The following is an 18,852-nucleotide window of genomic DNA, read 5'->3' on the forward strand; positions in this document are numbered from 1 at the left end:
CTGCCCTCTTCCCTTATTCTTGATCCTGACCAGAAGGATACGACCATGACAATTTCCCTGCAATCTGCGCAGATCATTATCAACACAGCCCTGGCCAAAGGCCGTGAGATGGGGTTGAAACCTCTTTCCGCCGTGGTGCTGGATGGCGGTGGCCATGTGCAGGCCTTTGCCCGCGAAGACGGCGCTGCACCTGGGCGTTTTGCCATCGCCCATGGTAAGGCCTATGGCGCGGTGATGCTGGGCATGGCAGGCACAGCGCAGATGGCCCGCGCCGAAGCCCAGGCCTATTTCATGGCGGCGGTGAATGGCGTGTATGGTGGTCAGGTGATCCCAGTGCCCGGTGGCGTGTTGCTGCGCGACGATAGCGGCGCAGTCATTGGTGCCGTCGGCGTCACCGGCGATACCTCTGACAATGACGCCATTGCGGCCATGGCAGGGATCGAAGCGGCTGGGCTGATCGGCGAGATCTGATCTCACTTGCAAAACCTGTGGCTCAACAAGGGACGTCGCGCTGTGCGGCGTCCTTTTGATTCTCAGGCTTGTTTCTTCGGCGCAGGTGTTGTTTCCGATCTGCCCTGTTTTGCCGCAGATCCCCCGATGACGCTACGACGTGCAGAATTGAACAGTAACCTGCGCGCAATCCGGTCGCTTGTGTGGTTGCGAGATCCCGGGGGAGGCCTTAGCCTTGCTATGTTTTAACACATTCGGAGTCCCCATGGCGCGTCCCAAAGTTGGCATTATCGGCAATTCCTATCTGCTCAACGATCAATATCCGGCACATGCTGGCGGCACCATGAATTCTGAGGCCGTGGCCGAGGTTGCCGGCTGTATGCCGCTGCTGATCCCCTCGGACCCGCGGTTCCTGTCGGTCGAGGAGCTGTTGCATAGCTTTGACGGGTTTTTGCTTACCGGAGGGCGGCCCAATGTGCACCCAAATGAATATGGCGAGGCAGAGACAGAGGCCCACGGGGCTTTTGACCGGGCGCGGGATGCCATTGTGCTGCCTTTGGTGCGGGCCTGCGTTGAGCGCGGCCAGCCCTTTCTGGGGATCTGCCGGGGCTTTCAGGAGGTCAATGTGGCCATGGGCGGCACGCTCTACCCCGAGATCCGCGATCTGCCGGGGCGAATGAACCACCGCATGCCCCCCGATGGCACCTTGGAAGAAAAGTTCGCCCTGCGCCACCCGGTGAAGATGACCAGCGGTGGTGTCTTCAATGATGTATTTGGCGCGGATGAGGTGATGACCAACAGCCTGCACGGCCAGGGCATCAAAACTCCGGGGGCGCGCATCGTGATTGACGGCTATGCCCCCGATGGCACGCCTGAGGCGATCTATGTTCAGGATGCACCGGGCTTTACCTTAGCTGTGCAGTGGCACCCGGAGTGGGACGCCAACAATGATCCGGTCTCGCGCCCGCTGTTCCAGGCCTTTGGCGCAGCCGTTCACGCCTGGGCCAATGGTACCCCTGCGGCTGGCGAACTACTGGAAACAGGCTAAAAGTCCTGCCATCACAACGGTGATTTCGGGCTTGTTGGTTGCGCAACTGCGAAGGCAGCTCTGCGGGAACAGGCCTGTGGTTTCTGGTGCGTCAGTTGAAGTCAGAAATGCACGCCAGTGAGGGTGGGGGGCTTTCCCTTAAATGTCTGATCTAAATTAACTTTCATTCTATTTTAAGCGGGGCTTGAGCTGGCCTTGATCGCGTAGCGTTTCCAGATCCCCCCCCCAGTGTTTAGCTCACTGATAGGGTCTTGGGGGGATCTGGCAGCGTCTTGTTCGGGCTGTTTACAAAAGGCTGAACTGTTTGTTCAGGGGCAGTTCCCGCGCGCGTTCCCCTGTCAGGTCAAACAGCGCATTGGCCAGGGCCGGTGCCGCGGGCGGAGTGCCGGGCTCGCCAGCGCCGCCCATGTGTTTTTGCTGCTGCAAAACCGCCACCTCGACCGAGGGCATGCTGGGCATGCGCATGGCGTCGTAATCGGGGAAGTTCTCCTGTTCTACCGCGCCATTGTCAAAGGTGATCTCGCCAAAACAGGCTGCCGACAGCCCATAGGCGAGGCCACTGAACAGCTGTGCTTCGGTGTTTTGCGGATCCACCACCAGACCAAGGTCGGCGGCAATCCAGGCCTTGGTGATGGCAATATCGCCGTCACGATCGGCCACTTCGATGACCTGCGCAACCGGGGTGCCAAAGCTGTAGGCCAGGGCGACGCCCCGACCGATGCCTGCGGGAGTTGTGCCAGTCCAGCCGGACATATCGCGCACAGTTTCCAGGACTTTGGCGGCGGGCTCCCATTCGGCACGGGCCAGCTCCAGGCGGAACTCCAGCGGGTCGCGGCCTGCCTTATGGGCCATCTCATCAATAATACTGTCAGAAAAGAACCCGTTGAACGACGCCGCCACCGAGCGCCAGAACCCCACCGGGATCATCGGCTTGGCGAGATAGCCCTCGACACGAAAGTTCGGGATCGCCAGGGGCTGGTTAAAGGCTGCGTCCACATGGCCCTTATCCGGGCCGGACATCGGCAGGCCCAGCATCCGCCCGGCACCCTCCTGGGTGGTGGACTGGGCTGCGATCTTGCCATGCACCATCACTGCCTTGCCATCCTTGACGGCGGCGCGGTAGCGACCAATGGCACCGGGGCGATAATAGTCGTGGCGCATATCTTCTTCGCGCGACCAGGTGAGTTGCACCGGCGTGCCTTTCAGCTGTTGGGCAATCTGCACGGCGCGGTTGGTGTAATCCACTTCGATGCGGCGACCAAAGCCGCCCCCCAGAAAGGTGGTATTGACGGTCACGGCCTCAGTGTCCAACCCGGTGAGCGCGGCGGCAGCTTTTTGCACCACCGTTGGCCCCTGATTGGGAGCCCAGATCTCCAGTGCATCCCCGGTATAAAGCGCCGTGGCGTTCATCGGTTCCATGGTGGCATGGGCCAGATAGGGCAGGCGATATTCGGCCTCGATCAGCTCAGCCCCGTCAGGCAGGCTGTCCACGTCGCCGTCATCGCGCATGGTTGAATTGGCGGAGCCGTCAAAGGCGGCCGCAATCTCGGCAAAAATCGCATCGGTGGTTTTGGGGTAGGTTGCAGGCTCCCAGTCCACCTCAATAGCCTCAACCGCCTGTTGCGCCAGCCAGGTATTGCTGCCCACAACGGCCACCGCATCGCCAAGATCCAGGATCTGCTCGACACCTGCCATGTCCTTGGCGGTCGAGGCATCAAAGCCGCGCATACCAGCGCCAAAATGTGGGTTCTGTTTGATGGCGGCGAATTTCATGCCTTCAATGCGGGTATCCACACCAAAACCAGCGGTGCCGGTGACCTTGGCAGTCATATCAATGCGCGGCACGGGCTTGCCGATGTATTTCCACTGGGCTGCGGGGCGTAACTCGGGCTCTTGCGGCTCAAGAGCGGCGGCCTCTGTGGCCAGTTCAGCATAGGAGAGTTTTACATCGCCCGGCGCCAGAACATATCCGTTCTCGGTTTCCAGCAGGGCGCGAGCCACGCCAAGCCGTTTCGCGGCCGCCTCTTTCAGGGTTTCGCGGGCGCTGGCACCAGCCAGCCGCATGCGGGTAAAGCCGTCCTTCATCGAGGAAGAGCCACCCGTGACCTGCAGGTCGAGAAATTTGGAGAAATTCCCGACGATCTGCCCCAAGGAATGCTGAAAATCGCTGGCGTTATAGCCTCGCCCGGGCAGGGCCTCGGCCATCATGGCGCTGTTGTAATAGGCCTTGGCGGCGGGGCCATGGATCACATTGACCTGTGCTGGGTCTACATCCAGCTCCTCGGCGATCAGCGCAGCCCATGAGCTGCGCACGCCCTGGCCCATCTCAGCCCGTGGCGCGATCAGGGTGACGCCGGACTGGTCAACAAAGACAAAGGGGTTCAGCACTGCCTTGCCTTCACCCGGCTCCAGCGGGTTAGGGGCGGGCTGGTGGTATTTATAGGTGCCAAAGGCAACCCCGCCCAGAATGGCGGCAGAGCCGACCAGGAAGCTGCGGCGGGCGATTTTTTTCAAGCTGGCCATGAGATCAGGCCTCCTGCATCATTTTGGCGGCGGAGTGGATGGCGGCGCGGATACGCGGGTAGGTGCCACAGCGGCACAGGTTGCCCTGCATCGCCTCGTCGATATCGGCGTCGCTGGGGCTGGGGTTTTCTGCCAGCAGGCTGGCGGCCTGCATGATCTGGCCGGACTGGCAGTAGCCACATTGTGCCACCTGATGCGCCACCCAGGCCTGCTGGATCTTGGCCATGTTGTCTGGGCTGCCAAGTCCCTCGATTGTGGTCACCTCCCCCTCGACATCGCCAAGGCTCAGCTGGCAGGAGCGCATCGCCTCGCCGTCCACCTGCACGGTGCAGGCACCACAGGCGGCCACGCCGCAGCCAAATTTTGTCCCCGTCAGGCCGATCTCGTCGCGCAGCACCCAGAGCAGGGGCACATCATCGGGCAGATCCACCTCATGGGTCTTGCCATTGATACGAAGCGTTTTTGACATGGGACTGGCCTCTTTGCTGGGTCCGGGAGCTGGGGTTGGTATTTGTGACAAAATGCATGAAATGTGTCAGGTTGTCAATTGACAAAAACCTGCAGAACTGTCAGAAGCGGGCCTATGATGTTTTCAGCCCCCGACACCAAGACAGACACCAAGACACAGGCCATCCTTGCCGCGGCCTGGGCAGGCTTTTCCGCCTATGGGTTTCGTAAAACCTCAATGGATGACATAGCCCGGGGGGCCGGCATGTCACGCCCGGCGCTCTACCTTCATTTCAAAAACAAAGAGGCCATCTTTCGTAGCCTTGTTGAAAGCTACTACGCTGAGGCCGCGCGCGAGGTTGCGACGGCCCTGAAAGCGGAGGGGGCCCTGGCGCCGCGTCTGACGCGTGCCTTTGCGGCCCATGGCGGCGAGACGATGGAAGCGATGATGTCTTCGGCACATGGTATGGAGCTGTTTGAGGCCACCCTGAATGTGGCTGGTGATATGATTGAGGAAGGCGAAGCGCAGTTGCAGGGCATTTATGCCCAGTGGTTGCAGGAGGAAGCCGCGCGGGGGGCAGTTGTCCTGACGGCTGATGTGGATGCCCTGGGGCGTTTGTTCTGCGCCTGTCTCAAAGGGATCAAACACACCGCACAAAGCTACGATGGCTATCGTGTCGGCGTGGCCAATTATGCGGCACTGTGCGCCCAGGCCCTGATCCCCGCAGGCTGAAGGGGGAGGGGGCCGGCAAACTGATACCGCTGCTGCCGCGGCGCTGAACCAATGCGTTTTGCGGTGACGCGCCGCGCGTCTGCGCGGCGCCGGGCCCAACGGGATCCGACATCTGTGATGTCGCGAGACGGGCGGGAGCCCCCCGCCTTTGTTTTGCCAGCCACCGTTTTGGCAGCCGCCGTTTTGTAAGCCTCTGTGTAGCTGAGCCCAGTTTTACCTGCGGTTACAGCGTGGTGCGCAGGTGCCAAAGCTCGGGGAACAGCTCCACTTCCAGCATCCGTTTGAGGTAGTTGACCCCGCCGGTTCCACCAGTGCCGCGTTTAAAGCCAATGACCCGCTCCACCGTGGTCACGTGATTGAACCGCCAGCGGCGGAAATAGTCTTCAAAATCCACCAGTTTCTCGGCCAATTCATAAAGCTCCCAATGGGCCTCGGGGGCGCGGTAGACCTCAGACCAGGCGGCCTCTACCGCTTCGCTGGCCTGATAGGCCTCTGAAAGGTCACGATTGATCACTGTGTCAGGCAGGGCAAAGCGGGCATGCAGCGCCCGCAACGCCACATCATAGAGCGACGGCTGTGCCAGTTCGGCCTCCAGCAGCGCCACCAGATCAGGGCGGTGGGCATGGGGCTTCAGCATCGCCTTGTTGCGGTTGCCCAGCATGAACTCAATCAGCCGGTACTGATGCGACTGAAAACCAGAGCTTTGCCCCAGGGCATCGCGAAAGGCGGTGTAATCCGAGGGCGTCATGGTGCGCAGAACATCCCAGGCAGAATTCAGCTGCTCAAAAATTCGCGCCACCCGCGCCAGCATCTTGAACGCCTGACGCGCTTCTCCCTTTATCAGCCGCGCACGCGCCGCCTGCAGCTCGTGAATGGCCAGTCGCATCCACAGTTCGGATGTTTGGTGCTGGATGATGAACAGCATTTCATCATGGGTGTCGCTCCAGGGTTTCTGGGCAGTCAGCAACATATCCAGTGACAGGTAGTCACCATAGGACATGCGGCCGTCAAAATCCATCTGGGCGCCGTCATCGGCGGGGTTGAAGGGGCAGCCCTGGGGCGTGGTCTTGGAATCGCTCATTGGATTCTTCCTTTTCCAAATTGAAGTATAGCTCAGGAAAGGGAGAAAATCCGTTTGTTCAGGGTGCCGCATTGGGCCAGGCGACGCCACAGCGCCACCCAGCCAAAGGGGCGGCACAGGGGCAGCGCAATGGTGCCGGGCAGGTCCATCAGGTCACGGCCGCGCGGATTTTATATTCGGGTTTGTCCCACAGCTGGTTGTTCATCACATCGGCAATGATCGCCACCGCGCCATCGACATCTCCCTCATCAATATACAGCGGGGTAAAGCCAAAACGCATGATATCCGGCGCCCGGAAATCGCCAATCACCCCGCGGGCAATCAGCGCCTGCATGGCCGCGTAGCCATCTTTGAAGGCAAAGGAGACCTGGCTGCCACGGGCAGTGCCGTCACGGGGCGAGGCCAGGGTCAGTGCTGGGCAGGTCGCCTCTACTCCGGCAATAAAGCGATCGCACAGCGCGATCGAGCGCGCCCGCAGCGCCTGCATGTCCACCTGATCCCAGATATCCATCGAGGCCCCAAGGGCGGCCAGCTGGATCATCGGCGGGGTGCCGACGCGCATGCGTTCAATGCCGTTGCCGGGGCGATAGTCGAGATCAAAGGCAAAAGGCGCCTCATGCCCCAGCCAGCCCGACAGGGCCGGGCGGGCGCGGTCCACATGGCGCGGCGCGACATAGATAAAGGCCGGGCCACCGGGGCCAGAGTTGAGGTATTTATAGGTGCAGCCGACGGCAAAATCCGTGTTGCACCCGGCCAGATCCACCGGCAATGCCCCGGCGGAATGGGCCAGATCCCAAACCGTCACCACGCCCTGTGCATGGGCCAGCTCGGTCAGGGCTTTCATGTCGTGTTTGCGTCCGGTGCGATAGTCCACCTCGGTGAGCATCAGGACAGCAATTTCGTCGGTGATATTGTCTGCTACGTCTTCGGGGTTCACCACCCGCAGCTCATAGTCTTCGCCCAGGGATTTCAGCAGGCCCTGCACGATATAAAGATCCGAAGGGAAGTTGCCATTGTCTGACAACACCACCCGGCGGTCGGGGGTCATCTCCAGGGCAGAGGCAACCGCCTGGTAGACCTTGATTGACAGGGTGTCGCCCATCATCACATGGCCCGGCTCGGCGCCGATCAACCGTCCGATGCGATCGCCAATGGCACCGGGTTGCTGCATCCAGCCGGCCTTGTTCCAGCCAGTGATCAGCATCTTGCCCCATTCATCCTCGATCATCGCCGAGACGCGATCCTTGGTGGCCTTGGGCAGCGGGCCCAAAGAGTTGCCATCGAGGTAGATCATTCCCTCGGGCAGGTCGAACATCGCCTTGGTGGCAGCAAAATCAGTCATCGGGGCCTCGTTGGATTGCAGAATGCTTCAAGCTTAAAGCTTTTGCATTTCGTATCCGATCCAATCTGCTCTGTCCAGTGTCTCTTGCGGGGCCTGAAGCTGAACTTCAAGCAGGGGCTGGAGCAGGGCGTCAGGACTTTGGCGCGGGGTCTGGAATGCCCAGTGCGGTTCTTTTCTTCTTGGACAGGCCTGCGGTGACCATCTGATAGGACAGGGTGATACAGTCGCGCAGCTCTTCATCGCTGAGACCATCTTTGGCAAATTGTTGCAGCCATTTCATCCCACGCGAGGCCAGATAGGGGGCAGGGCGCACACCGGGGCGTTCCTGCAGTACCTCAAAAGCGATCTCACCGGCCTTGAAGGTAAAGGCGTCGTCGCCATCGGCCCAGCCGCAGACGGCAAAGAGCTTGCCGCCTGCTTTCCAAACGTCGGAATTACCCCATTGCACCACATGCTCCGCTGCGGGAAAGGTGGCGCAGAACTGGTTGAACTCCGCCCTGTTCATCTTGCCAGCTTCATTAGGTCTGCCCACCTGCGATTTCGATGGTCTGGCCGTTGATGGATTGTGATCCTGGACCACAAAGCCACATGGCGGCGGCGGCCACTTCCTCTGGTTCGATCAGGCGTTGGTGGCGGTTGGCATTGACCATGACCTTGAGCGCCTCATCCTGGCTGATGCCGGCACGCGTCGAGATCGAAGTGATGTTGCGGTCGACAATCGGGGTGTCCACATAGCCGGGGCAGATGGCATTGGCGGTGATCTGGCTGCCCATGTAATCCTCGCTCAAGGCCCGGGTGAGGCCAATCATGCCATGTTTGCTTGCACTGTAGCAGGCGCCGCCTTTCAGCCCGCGCAGACCGGCGATCGAGGCCACGGTGATGATGCGGCCCCAGTCGGTCTGATGCATGGACTTCAGGCATTCGCGAATGGTCAGAAAGGCGCCATCCAGATTGGTCGCCATCATGTTGCGCCAGAACTCCATGGTGGTTTTGTGCAGGGATTTGCCCTCGGCCACGCCGGCATTGGCGACGCAGATCTGGATCGGGCCACGGGCCTCGACTGCGGCGGCGACTTTGGCAATGATGTCGTCCTCGTTGCGCACATCCATCGCCATGGGGTGCATGCCCGCCGTTGCAACCTCTTCCAGCACCTCCTGGCGGCGTCCGGTGATGGTCACCTGGGCGCCCTGTGCCGCCAGAGCCTTGGCAATGGCAAGCCCAATGCCAGTGCCCCCGCCGGTGACCAATGCGTGTTTGCCGTTCAAATCCATCTTTTGTCCTCCTGTTTGTCACAGGGTATCGCCGGGGCACAGCTGCGCAAGCGCGCCGTTCCGTCACAGAGGCGGTGGCAGAGCGCAAAATCTATTTACAATCATATTCGCAAGTGTGAATTATTTGTCTGAACAGAAATGGGAGGATGCCATGACCAATATCGCGTTGAGCCGGCTTTTGACGCCGATTTATGCCGCAGGGCTGACAGCATATGTTGCAGGGGTGCCAATTGCAGGTCTTGCCAGTGAGGACATTGCGGATCAATACCCCCAGTCCGAGCTGTATTCCAAGCCTGTCGAGGTCATCCCGCATGTGTTCTCGGCCATCGGGGCGACTGCGCCGCCGACCTATGAGAACGCGGGCCACAATAACAATCTCTCCTTTATCGTGACGAACGCGGGTGTCGTGGTGATCAATGCCGGGGCCTCGGATGCGCTGGCGGCGGCTTTGCACGCAGAGATCAAGGCGGTGACGGATCAGCCGGTTGTTTTGGTCATCAACGAAAATGGCCAGGGCCATGCAGTGCTGGGCAACGGCTATTGGCGCGACCAGGGCGTAGACATTCTGGGCCATGCCGATGCCATTGCCGAAACCCAGAAAAATGGCGATTTCATCCTGCAGCGCATGCAGGCCTATAACAAGGAGCGCGCGGGCGACAGCCGCATGGAACATGCCAACCTCAGCTTTGATGACCGCTATGATCTGAGCCTTGGCGGGGTGGATATTCAGGTGCTGCATTTGGGCCCGGCCCATGATCCGGGCGATGTTCAGGTGTGGATTCCCGCATGGAAGATCATGATTGCCGGCGATATCGCTTTCCATGAGCGCATGTTGCCGATCTTTCCCCATACCTGCACCAGCTGCTGGATTGAGACCTGGGTCGAGAAGCTGGAACCCATGGCGCCCACCTATGTGATCCCAGGCCATGGCCATCCCACCAATCTGGACCAGGTGCGGCGCTATACTCTGGACTATCTGAACGATCTGCGCAGCAAGATTGGAGCGCATATCGAAGACGGTGGCGATCTGGCCAGCGCCTATTATGTGGACCAGCAGCAATGGCGCGGGTTGGACACATTTGACGAGTTGGCCACCAAGAATGCGGGGCGCGTGTTTGAAGAGATGGAGTGGGAATAGGTCAATATGACCCACTCACGTCCCCGTTTTTTGCTGGTATGGGCCTCGCGCGAGAGCGGGCCGGGAACGAAGTTGTGATATGGCTTTAAAAACGAGCATACCGTCCTTTTATCTGGACAGTATTTGCTGAAGCGCTGGACCTTGCCCGGGGTTCTGGGGAAGGTGCCGCAAATTGGCCGCGCAGCTCTGCTGTGCGGCTTTGAGGAAAGAGACATGATATGAAATGGATCGACCTACCACCGGTCTGGCTGGCGGGCTGTATCGCTTTGGCCTGGGCGCAGGCACAGTATCTGCCACTGGGGCTGGGGTTTGGCCCGGTATGGGCGGATCTGCTTGGTGGGCTGTTTGTCGGTGGCGGGCTGGTGCTGATGGCGCTGGCGGTTACCGAAATGCGACGTCAGAAGACAACGCTCATGCCCCATGAAACGCCAAGCAGGCTGGTGCAATCGGGCATCTTTACCCGCAGCCGCAACCCAATCTATCTGGGCGATGTCATGGTGCTGGCGGGGCTGATCCTGTATTTCGACGCAGTTCTTGCGTTGCCGCTGATCCCGGTGCTGACCTGGATCCTGGAGAAACGCTTTATCATCGGTGAGGAAAACCGGATGCGGCGGACCTTTCGCAGCGACTGGGCGCGCTATGAGCAAAAAGTGCCACGCTGGGTCTAGCCCTGGGTCAGTTGCGATAAAAGGGTTGGTTTTCTATTGTAGCCTCACAAGAGAGGGCCGGTTGTAGAATCTGACCCAGTTTAGTTGAGTGGTGCAGAAATGCGGCAATGCGGCAGTGATATGCGGCGACGCAGCGAAACCATTGCGCAAAAATATTGCGCAGGATAGTCATAATGTTTGCGATCCGTACCCGGGCAATGCTGGGGCGGGCAGGACGAGGGGGACCGACAAGGTGAAAATTGGAACACCCAAAGAGGTGATCAACGGCGAGGCGCGTGTCGCTATGACGCCCGATTCTGCGCGTCAGCTGCAGAAACTGGGCTATGACTGCGCCATTGAAAGCGGTGCGGGCCAATTGGCCGGCTTTAGCGATGCGACCTATGAGGAGGCCGGTGTTGAAATCATCAAGACTGCCGCCGCTTTGTGGAAGGCATCAGATATCATCGCCAAGGTACGCCAACCCAATGAGGCTGAGCTCAAGCGGCTGAACTCAAAAAAGACACTGATTTCTTTCTTCAATCCCGGCGGGAATGAAGAAGGGCTGGAACTGGCCAAATCCAAAGGCGCCAGCGTTATTGCCATGGAAATGGTGCCACGTATCAGCCGCGCGCAGAAGATGGACGCGCTGTCCTCGATGGCGAATATCGCCGGCTACCGCGCGGTGATCGAAGCAGGCAACAACTTTGGCCGCTTTTTCACCGGTCAGATCACAGCCGCGGGCAAGGTGCCCCCAGCTAAGGTCCTGGTGGTAGGCGCCGGCGTTGCTGGTCTTGCAGCCATTGGCACCTCGACCAGTCTGGGGGCCATTACCCTGGCCTTTGACGTTCGCCCCGAAGTGGCTGAGCAAGTTGAGTCCATGGGCGCCGAGTTTGTCTATCTCGACTTTGAAGAAGAGCAGGCCGATGGGGCTTCTTCCGGTGGCTATGCCTCGGTCTCCAGCCCAGAGTTCCGCGAAGCCCAGCTCGCCAAGTTCCGGGAACTGGCACCAGAGGTGGACATCGTTATCACCACGGCTCTGATCCCCAACCGCGAAGCGCCAGAGCTGTGGACCGAAGACATGGTCGCCGCGATGAAGCCTGGCTCGGTCATTGTTGATCTGGCTGCGGAAAAGGGCGGCAATTGCAAGCTCACCGTGATGGATGAGAAAATCGTCACCGAGAATGGCGTCACCATTATCGGCTACACCGATTTCCCATCCCGCATGGCGGCCCAGTCGTCGACTCTTTACGCCACCAACATCCGCCACATGATGACTGACCTGACCCCTGAAAAGGACGGCCAGATCAATCACGACATGGAAGATGACGTTATTCGTGGCTCCACCGTGACCCATGGCGGCGAAATCACCTTCCCACCACCACCGCCAAAGGTGCAGGCAATTGCTGCCAAGCCCAAAGAGGTGGCGCCAGAGCTGACGCCAGAAGAAAAGCGCGCCGAAGAAGTGGCGGCTTTCAAGGCTCAGACCAAGAACCAGGTCACCCTGCTGGCCGTGGGCGGTGCCTTGCTGCTGGCTGTTGGTCTGGTGGCCCCTGCCAGCTTCATGCAGCACTTTATCGTCTTTGTGCTTTCGGTCTTTATTGGTTTCCAGGTGATCTGGGGCGTGGCGCATAGCCTGCACACACCACTGATGGCGGTCACCAATGCGATTTCGTCGATCATTATCCTGGGCGCGCTGATGCAGATCGGCTCTGGCAGTTTCCTGGTGATCCTGCTGGCGGCCCTGTCGGTCTTTATGGCTGGGATTAACATCTTTGGTGGCTTCCTCGTCACCCGGCGCATGCTTGCCATGTTCCAGAAATCTTAAGGAGGCTACAGAGATGGAATATGGATTTACCACTGCCGCCTATGTGGTCGCGGCTGTTCTCTTCATCCTCAGCCTTGGCGGGCTGTCCGGCCAGGAAAGCGCAAAACGCGCGGTCTGGTACGGGATTGTCGGCATGGCGCTGGCGGTTTTTGCCACCCTCGTGGGCCCTGGCTCCGGGCTCTGGCTCTTGTCGATCGTGCTGATCGCCGGTGGCGGCGTTATCGGCTACCAACTGGCAACTCGGGTACAGATGACCCAGATGCCTGAACTGGTTGCTGCGATGCACTCTTTGGTTGGTCTGGCCGCGGTCTTTGTGGGTCTTATCGCCCATATCGAACTGGGCCGTGTCCTGGCCATGGACGCAGAGGCCAAACAGGCGCTGGACGGCTTTGCCAAGCTGTTGGCCAAGAAAGATGGCGTCGAGATCGCCATCCTGCGGGTTGAGCTGTTCCTCGGCATCTTTATTGGTGCGGTGACCTTTACCGGTTCGGTTGTGGCCTATGGCAAACTGGCAGGTAAACTGACCTCTTCGGCGGTGAAACTGCCCGGCGGTCATATGCTCAACGCTGCTGCGGCGGGCGTGTCGCTGATCGCGCTGATCTGGTACTTCAACACTGGTGGCTTTGTGCCGCTGATGCTGATGACGCTGGCAGCCCTGTTCATCGGCTATCACCTGATCATGGGCATCGGCGGCGCCGATATGCCAGTGGTTGTCTCGATGCTGAACAGCTACTCGGGCTGGGCCGCGGCTGCGATTGGTTTCTCCCTTGGCAACGACCTGCTGATCGTTGTGGGGGCGCTGGTTGGCTCTTCCGGTGCGATCCTGTCGTACATCATGTGTAAGGCGATGAACCGCAGCTTTGTCAGCGTTATCCTGGGCGGCTTTGGCGGCACAGCTGGTCCGCAGATGGAGGTCGAAGGCGAGCAGGTGGCCATCGACGCCGATGGCGTTGCAACCGCTCTGGACGAGGCCGATAGCGTCATCATCATCCCCGGCTACGGCATGGCGGTGGCACAGGCGCAGCAGAACGTGGCGGAACTGACCCGTCGCCTGCGGGCCAAGGGCAAGACAGTACGTTTTGCCATCCATCCGGTTGCGGGCCGTCTGCCCGGGCACATGAACGTGCTGCTGGCCGAAGCCAAAGTTCCCTATGACATCGTCATGGAAATGGATGAGATCAACGAGGACTTCCCGGAAACCGATGTGGCCATCGTCATTGGCTCCAATGACATCGTCAACCCGGCGGCCCAGGAAGATCCCAACTCTCCCATCGCTGGCATGCCGGTTCTGGAATGCTGGAAGGCGAAACAGGTCTTTGTCTCCAAGCGTGGCCAGGGCACCGGCTATTCCGGCATCGAGAACCCGCTGTTCTTCAAGGACAATACCCGGATGTTCTATGGCGATGCCAAGGCCTCGCTGGATCAGTTGCTGACAATGATCCAGTAACAGACCGGTCATAACTCAGACCAAAGGCGCGCCAGAGAGATCCGGCGCGCCTTTTCTTTTTTGACTTCATTTGGCTGCAACTCCCCCGGATGGGGCCATCGGCGGTAGGCAAAAACTTTGTTGGGTTTTCCTGAGTTTTCGATGGGCCCCAATGGCTTTGTATACCATCGTACCCTGGTAACACATTGAAATAAAAGACTTCTGTACAGGTAACCTCTGAATCGCTATGGTGGCTTCACCTTTTTGGAGACCTCTGCGCCATGCCCCCGATCCCAGACCATCCTTTGCGCTATTCTTCGGCGAATGAGCTGCACGCCAGGCCTTTTCCAGCGATGAAAAGCCCCAGCACGGTGGTCTATCTGGCGGTGAAGCAGCCCAGCGAGGCGGTGCGTCGGGATCGCGGGCTGGATCTACAGCATCTCACCGATCTGCTGGATCGCCATGGCGCGCCACATCCGCAACCCGGCGCGACGCATCACTCGGCGCAACTGGGGCGCCATACCCTGAAATGGGAGCAACACACCGAATTCGTCAGCTACACGCTCTATGACGATGGCATCAGCAAGCGCGCCTTTGATCCGGCGGATTTTGATGTGTTCCCCTCGGACTGGCTGGAGGAGGCCCCGGGTCACCGGGTCACCTCGCTGATGATCCGGGTCCTACCGCGGCCAGAGGATAAGCGGATCAAGACCGCATTGAAGGACTGGTTCGTTCCCGAAAGCCTGGCGGTGGCCGAGGTGCTGGATAACAGTGCTGTGGTTGCCGGAGATTTCCGCATTGATCCGGCAGGGCATATGCGGTTTGCACTGTTTGCCAATGCCACAACCGGGTCGCAGCGCATCGGGCGACTGGTCCAGCGGATCTGCGAGATTGAGACCTACCGGGCCATGTCGATGCTGGGGTTTTCCCGGGCGCGGGGCCTCAGCCGCGATATCAGCGAGCTGGACACCCATCTCAGCAAAATGATGGCGGAGATGACCTCTGACACAGCGCCCGCTGAACAGACCCTGACGCAGCTATTGACGGTCTCGGCGGAACTGGAGGCCATGGCGGCGCGTTCGGCCTTTCGATTTGGCGCGACTGGCGCCTATGAGGCGCTGGTCAATCAGCGTATCAGCTTGCTGCGCGAGATGCGCTATGGCGGTTTTCAGATGTTTTCCGAATTCATGCTGCGCCGATATGAACCTGCCATGCGCACGGTGAAGTCCACGGAGAAACGCATTGGTACCCTGGCAGATCGGGCGCGGCGCGGCGGCGAGCTGCTCAGGACGCGGGTTGATGTGGAACGGAGTGCGCAGAACCAAGCGCTTTTGGCCAGTATGGACCGGCGGTCAGATCAGGCGCTGCGGCTGCAACACACCGTAGAGGGCCTCTCGGTGGTGGCTATTGGCTATTACGCCGTGTCACTGGTGTCTTACCTGATGTATCCCCTTGCGCAGGCTCTGGGCCAAAGCAAGGGGATGTTGACGGCACTGATCACTCTGCCGGTTGTGGGGCTGGTGTGGTTGGCGATCCAGCGGATAAAGAAGCAGCTGCACTAGACTCGTCCCGCAGCAGCCGGTGGGCCACAATGCCGCCGAGGGCAATGGCGGCCAGCGCCAGCGGTGCCGCAACACCCAGGGTGGAAATCCCGGCAAGGCCAGCTCCAAGGGTACAGCCCCCGGCCAGCACCCCGCCAAAGCCCATCAGGCTGGCACCCAGCATATAGCGGCCAGTCTGGCGGGGGCTGTCAAAGCTCTGCCACTGGAAGTCCCCGCGCAGCAGGGCGGTAAGCAGGGCGCCGACCAAGACGCCGCCGATCAACCCAGGGCCAAAGCCCGCAGGCAGGGCGCTGGAGGCAATGACATAAAACAGCCCCTCAGACATTGGCGCGGTAAAGGACAGGCTCTCCATCGCGATGGGGTCGAATTCGTCAAACAGCACAAATCCGGTGGTGACCCAGGCCAGTGGCACCAGCGCCCCGATCATGGCGCCGCCCAGCAGCGCCAGTGCGGAATTTTGCGACCGCAGGGCCAGCCACAAGGCGTGCAGGACAATGACGGCGCTCCATAGGGGGGCACCGCCCGGCAGGGCGGCCAGGGTTGCATAGTCTCCCAGCTGGACAGTGTAGCCGCCCAGAAGACTGCGCAGCGGCGCCAGGACACCTTTGAGCGTGGCATGGGCGACCAGGGCAAAGATCCCGATACAGAGCAGCGCCCGCAGGTTACCGGTGCCGCTGAGCACGGTGAGGCGCGAAATGCAGCCCCGTGTCAGCACCATGCCGATGCCAAACATCACGCCGCCAACGGCAATGGCCAGCAGCGGCAGCTCTGAGGCCAGCAGGCGGTGGCCGTCAAAACTGATCCAGCCTTGGGTCACGGCCGCCTGAGTGCCCAGCACCGAAACGGCCAGAGCCAGGGCCCAGATGCCGACTGCTTGGCGGCGGTCCTCGCCAATCAGGGCACGGCGAAAGCAAAACCGGGTGAGCTGCGCCAGCACCCCAAAGCCCAGCCCAAGGGCGAGGGCAAAATACAGCGAGGCCAGTCGTGGGGTGGTTTCTTCAAAACCCAATGTCTCAAACATCGCAGACTCCCGTTTAGCAGCGAATTGGAATTATTTCCCGAAATGAGGCCAAATTCCCGCGCAAGCAAGGGGCATGCCCCACTTATGACAGGGGGCGGCGGCAATATTGTTCTGCTTTAGCTGGGATGGCTGGTCTTTTCTCCTGCGCCTGCTGGGGCAGGGCGAAACAATTTGGCCGCCCCCTCGGGGACGGCCAAAATCTATGTTCTTATTTGAATATGTCTCAGTGAGTTGCAGCGGCACGGCTGCCCGCGCCGCTCTGAGGGGTTAGCGGCCGCGAATCCGTGGATCCAATGCGTCGCGCAGCCCGTCACCAAGGTAGTTCACGCTCAGCACGGTCAAAGAAATCGCGATGCCAGGCCAGAACACTCGCTCGGGATGCTGCTGCAGATAGTCGGTGGCATCAAACAACAGCCGCCCCCAGGTTGGGAAATCCGGTGGGAAGCCCAGGCCGAGGAAAGACAGCGAGCTTTCGGTGATGATCGCGGTGGCAATCCCCAGTGTTGCTGACACCATGATCGGCGACAGCACGTTTGGCAGGATATGCCGGGTGATCAGCTGGCTGTTCGAGGTGCCGATGGAGCGGGCGGCAAGAACAAACTCACGTTCCTTGATCGCCAGGACATCGCCGCGCACGATGCGCGCGGTGGGCATCCAGGAGGTCACCCCAATGGCACAAACGATGAGGATGAAGATCCCCTGTTCAGGCCCAAAGGCCGCGTTCAGCGGTTCGCGAAACAGCAGCATCATCACCAGAAGCAGCGGCAGCAGAGGCAGGGCCAGGAACAGATCCGTGAGACGCATCAACGGTCCATCAAGCCGTTTAAAGAACCCGGCCACAACGCCAATGAAGGAGCCAAGAACCAGCGCCAGCGCCATCGCCGTAAGCCCAACCGAGACCGAGGTGGAGCCCCCAGCCATCATTCGGGCCATCATGTCTCGGCCCAGCTGATCGGTACCAAAGGGATGTGCCAAGCTGGGTCCCTGATTCCGGGAACGGATGTCGATATGGGTTGCATCAATGTCCCAGAGGAAAGGACCCAGATAGACCGAGGCCACGATAAGAAAGAACAGGATGCCGCCTAGCAATGCACCACGGTGGGTTTTGAACTGGTCCCAGACATCCAGCCACTGGCTGCGCGGTGGTTTGCTGGGGATGGGATTGCTAAGCTCAGTCATAGCGGATCCTCGGGTCTAGAATGCCATAGAGAACATCGGCGATCAGATTGAACATCACGATGAGAATGGCAAAGATAAAGGTGAGAGTCTGTACCATGGGCAGATCATTGGCCTGAATAGCGCCAATCAGCAGCTGGCCGATGCCATTTACCTTGAACACCTGCTCGGTGATGATTGCGCCGCCAAAGATCGCAGGAATGCCTAGGGCAATCACCGTGACCACTGGGATCATCGAGTTGCGCAGAACATGCACCATCACCACGACATATTCGCTGAGCCCTTTGGCACGGGCTGTGCGCACATAGTCCTGGTTCAGGTTATCCAGCATCGATGCGCGCATAAAGCGGCTGAGCTGGGCAGTGATCTGCAGCGCCAGCACCATGACCGGCATGATCATCTGTCGCAACTGGTGGACAAAGCTGTCCCAGCTGTCGACCACATGGGTGGTGTCGTAGATCGACGGGAACCAGCCCAGCTGCACCGAGAAGATCACGATGACCAGAACGCCCGAGAAAAACGGCGGTACTGAAAAGCCGACCATCGACACAAAAGTGCCAAGCTGATCAAACCAGCTGTACTGACGATAGGCGGAGTAGATGCCGATGGGCAGGGCGATGAAAATGGCAACCACATAGGCGGTGCCCACAACCCACAGGGTCTGCGGCATCCGCTGGATGACGATATCCATCACCGGCGAACGGGTCTGCCAGGAGATGACGCGCAGGTCACCCTGCGAGAAGGTGGTACCAAAATAGTGGTCGATCAGGACTTGGGGTTCAATCCAGAAGAACTGCACCAGCCATTTCCAGAAACGGATGGGGGCGGGTTGGCCAAGGCCAAGGGCCTCGCGCATTTTTTCTTTGACTTCGGGGGGGACCGTCAGGGGCACCTGCGCCATTGGATCGCCGGGTGCGAGTTCAAGAAGGAGGAAGATCACCAGGCTGATGAAGAGCAATGTCGGAACCGACAGGATCAATCGCCTGATTGTAAAGGTCAGCATGGAACGTGCGCCTTTTGCAATGTGTTATTGTTGAGCTGGACAGGGCGTCAGTGCCGCGGTGGCTGCCGCCTGTGGCCAATGTGTCCGGCGATAAACCGGAACGCGGCGCGAATGGCAAGAGGCCCCGGTGAAACACCGGGGCCTCGTTTGGTCAGAACC

General features: G+C 59.9%; 17 protein-coding genes. 8 read left to right on the forward strand and 9 right to left on the reverse strand.

What is annotated here, in order from left to right:
• The first annotated feature begins 45 nt into the window (after positions 1–45).
• Positions 46–471, forward strand: coding sequence for a heme-binding protein (locus tag JZI28_RS06145; RefSeq protein WP_295449146.1), 426 nt, complete (start codon positions 46–48; stop codon positions 469–471).
• Positions 472–715: 244 nt separating this feature from the next.
• Positions 716–1,498, forward strand: coding sequence for a gamma-glutamyl-gamma-aminobutyrate hydrolase family protein (locus JZI28_RS06150; RefSeq protein ID WP_348151663.1), 783 nt, complete (start codon positions 716–718; stop codon positions 1,496–1,498).
• A gap of 285 nt (positions 1,499–1,783) precedes the next feature.
• Here JZI28_RS06150 and JZI28_RS06155 read toward each other — a convergent pair whose 3' ends face one another.
• Complete coding sequence (locus tag JZI28_RS06155; protein ID WP_375699574.1) at positions 1,784–4,021, reverse strand: molybdopterin cofactor-binding domain-containing protein; 2,238 nt, start codon at positions 4,019–4,021, stop codon at positions 1,784–1,786.
• A 4-nt stretch (positions 4,022–4,025) separates the two neighbouring features.
• Positions 4,026–4,490 (reverse strand): (2Fe-2S)-binding protein, encoded by a 465-nt coding sequence (locus JZI28_RS06160; protein ID WP_295449136.1) that lies wholly within the window; start codon positions 4,488–4,490, stop codon positions 4,026–4,028.
• A gap of 114 nt (positions 4,491–4,604) precedes the next feature.
• Here JZI28_RS06160 and JZI28_RS06165 point away from each other — a divergent pair, with 114 nt between their 5' ends.
• On the forward strand, positions 4,605–5,201 hold the full coding sequence (locus tag JZI28_RS06165) for a TetR/AcrR family transcriptional regulator (protein ID WP_375699575.1): 597 nt from the start codon (positions 4,605–4,607) through the stop codon (positions 5,199–5,201).
• A 223-nt stretch (positions 5,202–5,424) separates the two neighbouring features.
• On the opposite strand, the gene kynA is transcribed toward JZI28_RS06165, so the two are convergent.
• The 4 genes from kynA to JZI28_RS06185 all read right to left on the reverse strand — a co-directional run bounded on the left by kynA (position 5,425) and on the right by JZI28_RS06185 (position 8,895).
• Positions 5,425–6,282 carry a tryptophan 2,3-dioxygenase gene (gene kynA, locus JZI28_RS06170; RefSeq protein ID WP_353399008.1) on the reverse strand — a complete coding sequence of 286 codons (858 nt, stop codon included), beginning with the start codon at positions 6,280–6,282 and terminating at the stop codon, positions 5,425–5,427.
• 148 nt (positions 6,283–6,430) lie between these two features.
• Positions 6,431–7,624 carry a kynureninase gene (kynU, locus tag JZI28_RS06175; RefSeq protein WP_375699576.1) on the reverse strand — a complete coding sequence of 398 codons (1,194 nt, stop codon included), beginning with the start codon at positions 7,622–7,624 and terminating at the stop codon, positions 6,431–6,433.
• A gap of 130 nt (positions 7,625–7,754) precedes the next feature.
• The gene (locus JZI28_RS06180; RefSeq protein ID WP_375699577.1) at positions 7,755–8,129 is read right to left on the reverse strand and encodes an MmcQ/YjbR family DNA-binding protein; all 375 of its coding nucleotides are present in this window, start codon (positions 8,127–8,129) and stop codon (positions 7,755–7,757) included.
• 13 nt (positions 8,130–8,142) lie between these two features.
• The gene (locus JZI28_RS06185; protein WP_375699578.1) at positions 8,143–8,895 is read right to left on the reverse strand and encodes an SDR family NAD(P)-dependent oxidoreductase; all 753 of its coding nucleotides are present in this window, start codon (positions 8,893–8,895) and stop codon (positions 8,143–8,145) included.
• A gap of 151 nt (positions 8,896–9,046) precedes the next feature.
• Here JZI28_RS06185 and JZI28_RS06190 point away from each other — a divergent pair, with 151 nt between their 5' ends.
• The 5 genes from JZI28_RS06190 to JZI28_RS06210 all read left to right on the forward strand — a co-directional run bounded on the left by JZI28_RS06190 (position 9,047) and on the right by JZI28_RS06210 (position 15,493).
• Entirely contained in the window at positions 9,047–10,033 is a 987-nt protein-coding gene (locus JZI28_RS06190) for an MBL fold metallo-hydrolase (protein WP_375699579.1), read from the forward strand.
• Between the two features lie 218 nt (positions 10,034–10,251).
• On the forward strand, positions 10,252–10,701 hold the full coding sequence (locus JZI28_RS06195; protein WP_375699580.1) for a methyltransferase family protein: 450 nt from the start codon (positions 10,252–10,254) through the stop codon (positions 10,699–10,701).
• Between the two features lie 232 nt (positions 10,702–10,933).
• Positions 10,934–12,505: a Re/Si-specific NAD(P)(+) transhydrogenase subunit alpha gene (locus JZI28_RS06200; protein WP_297338739.1), complete on the forward strand. Its 1,572-nt coding sequence runs from the start codon at positions 10,934–10,936 to the stop codon at positions 12,503–12,505.
• Positions 12,506–12,518: 13 nt separating this feature from the next.
• The gene (locus tag JZI28_RS06205; protein ID WP_297338738.1) at positions 12,519–13,952 is read left to right on the forward strand and encodes an NAD(P)(+) transhydrogenase (Re/Si-specific) subunit beta; all 1,434 of its coding nucleotides are present in this window, start codon (positions 12,519–12,521) and stop codon (positions 13,950–13,952) included.
• A gap of 260 nt (positions 13,953–14,212) precedes the next feature.
• Positions 14,213–15,493 (forward strand): DUF3422 family protein, encoded by a 1,281-nt coding sequence (locus JZI28_RS06210; RefSeq protein WP_375699581.1) that lies wholly within the window; start codon positions 14,213–14,215, stop codon positions 15,491–15,493.
• On the opposite strand, the gene JZI28_RS06215 is transcribed toward JZI28_RS06210, so the two are convergent.
• The 3 genes from JZI28_RS06215 to JZI28_RS06225 all read right to left on the reverse strand — a co-directional run bounded on the left by JZI28_RS06215 (position 15,429) and on the right by JZI28_RS06225 (position 18,693).
• Positions 15,429–16,514 (reverse strand): YeeE/YedE family protein, encoded by a 1,086-nt coding sequence (locus JZI28_RS06215; RefSeq protein ID WP_375699582.1) that lies wholly within the window; start codon positions 16,512–16,514, stop codon positions 15,429–15,431. The two genes, JZI28_RS06210 and JZI28_RS06215, sit on opposite strands and share 65 nt — an antisense overlap.
• A gap of 267 nt (positions 16,515–16,781) precedes the next feature.
• Entirely contained in the window at positions 16,782–17,693 is a 912-nt protein-coding gene (locus JZI28_RS06220; protein ID WP_295448528.1) for an ABC transporter permease, read from the reverse strand.
• Positions 17,686–18,693, reverse strand: a complete 1,008-nt coding sequence (locus tag JZI28_RS06225; protein ID WP_295448531.1) for an ABC transporter permease — start codon at positions 18,691–18,693, stop codon at positions 17,686–17,688. Before JZI28_RS06225 ends, JZI28_RS06220 begins: the two co-directional genes overlap by 8 nt.
• Between the last annotated feature and the right edge of the window lie 159 nt (positions 18,694–18,852).

This window comes from Pseudophaeobacter sp. TrK17, assembly GCF_042192375.1.
In the GTDB taxonomy this organism is placed as follows: Bacteria; Pseudomonadota; Alphaproteobacteria; order Rhodobacterales; family Rhodobacteraceae; genus Pseudophaeobacter.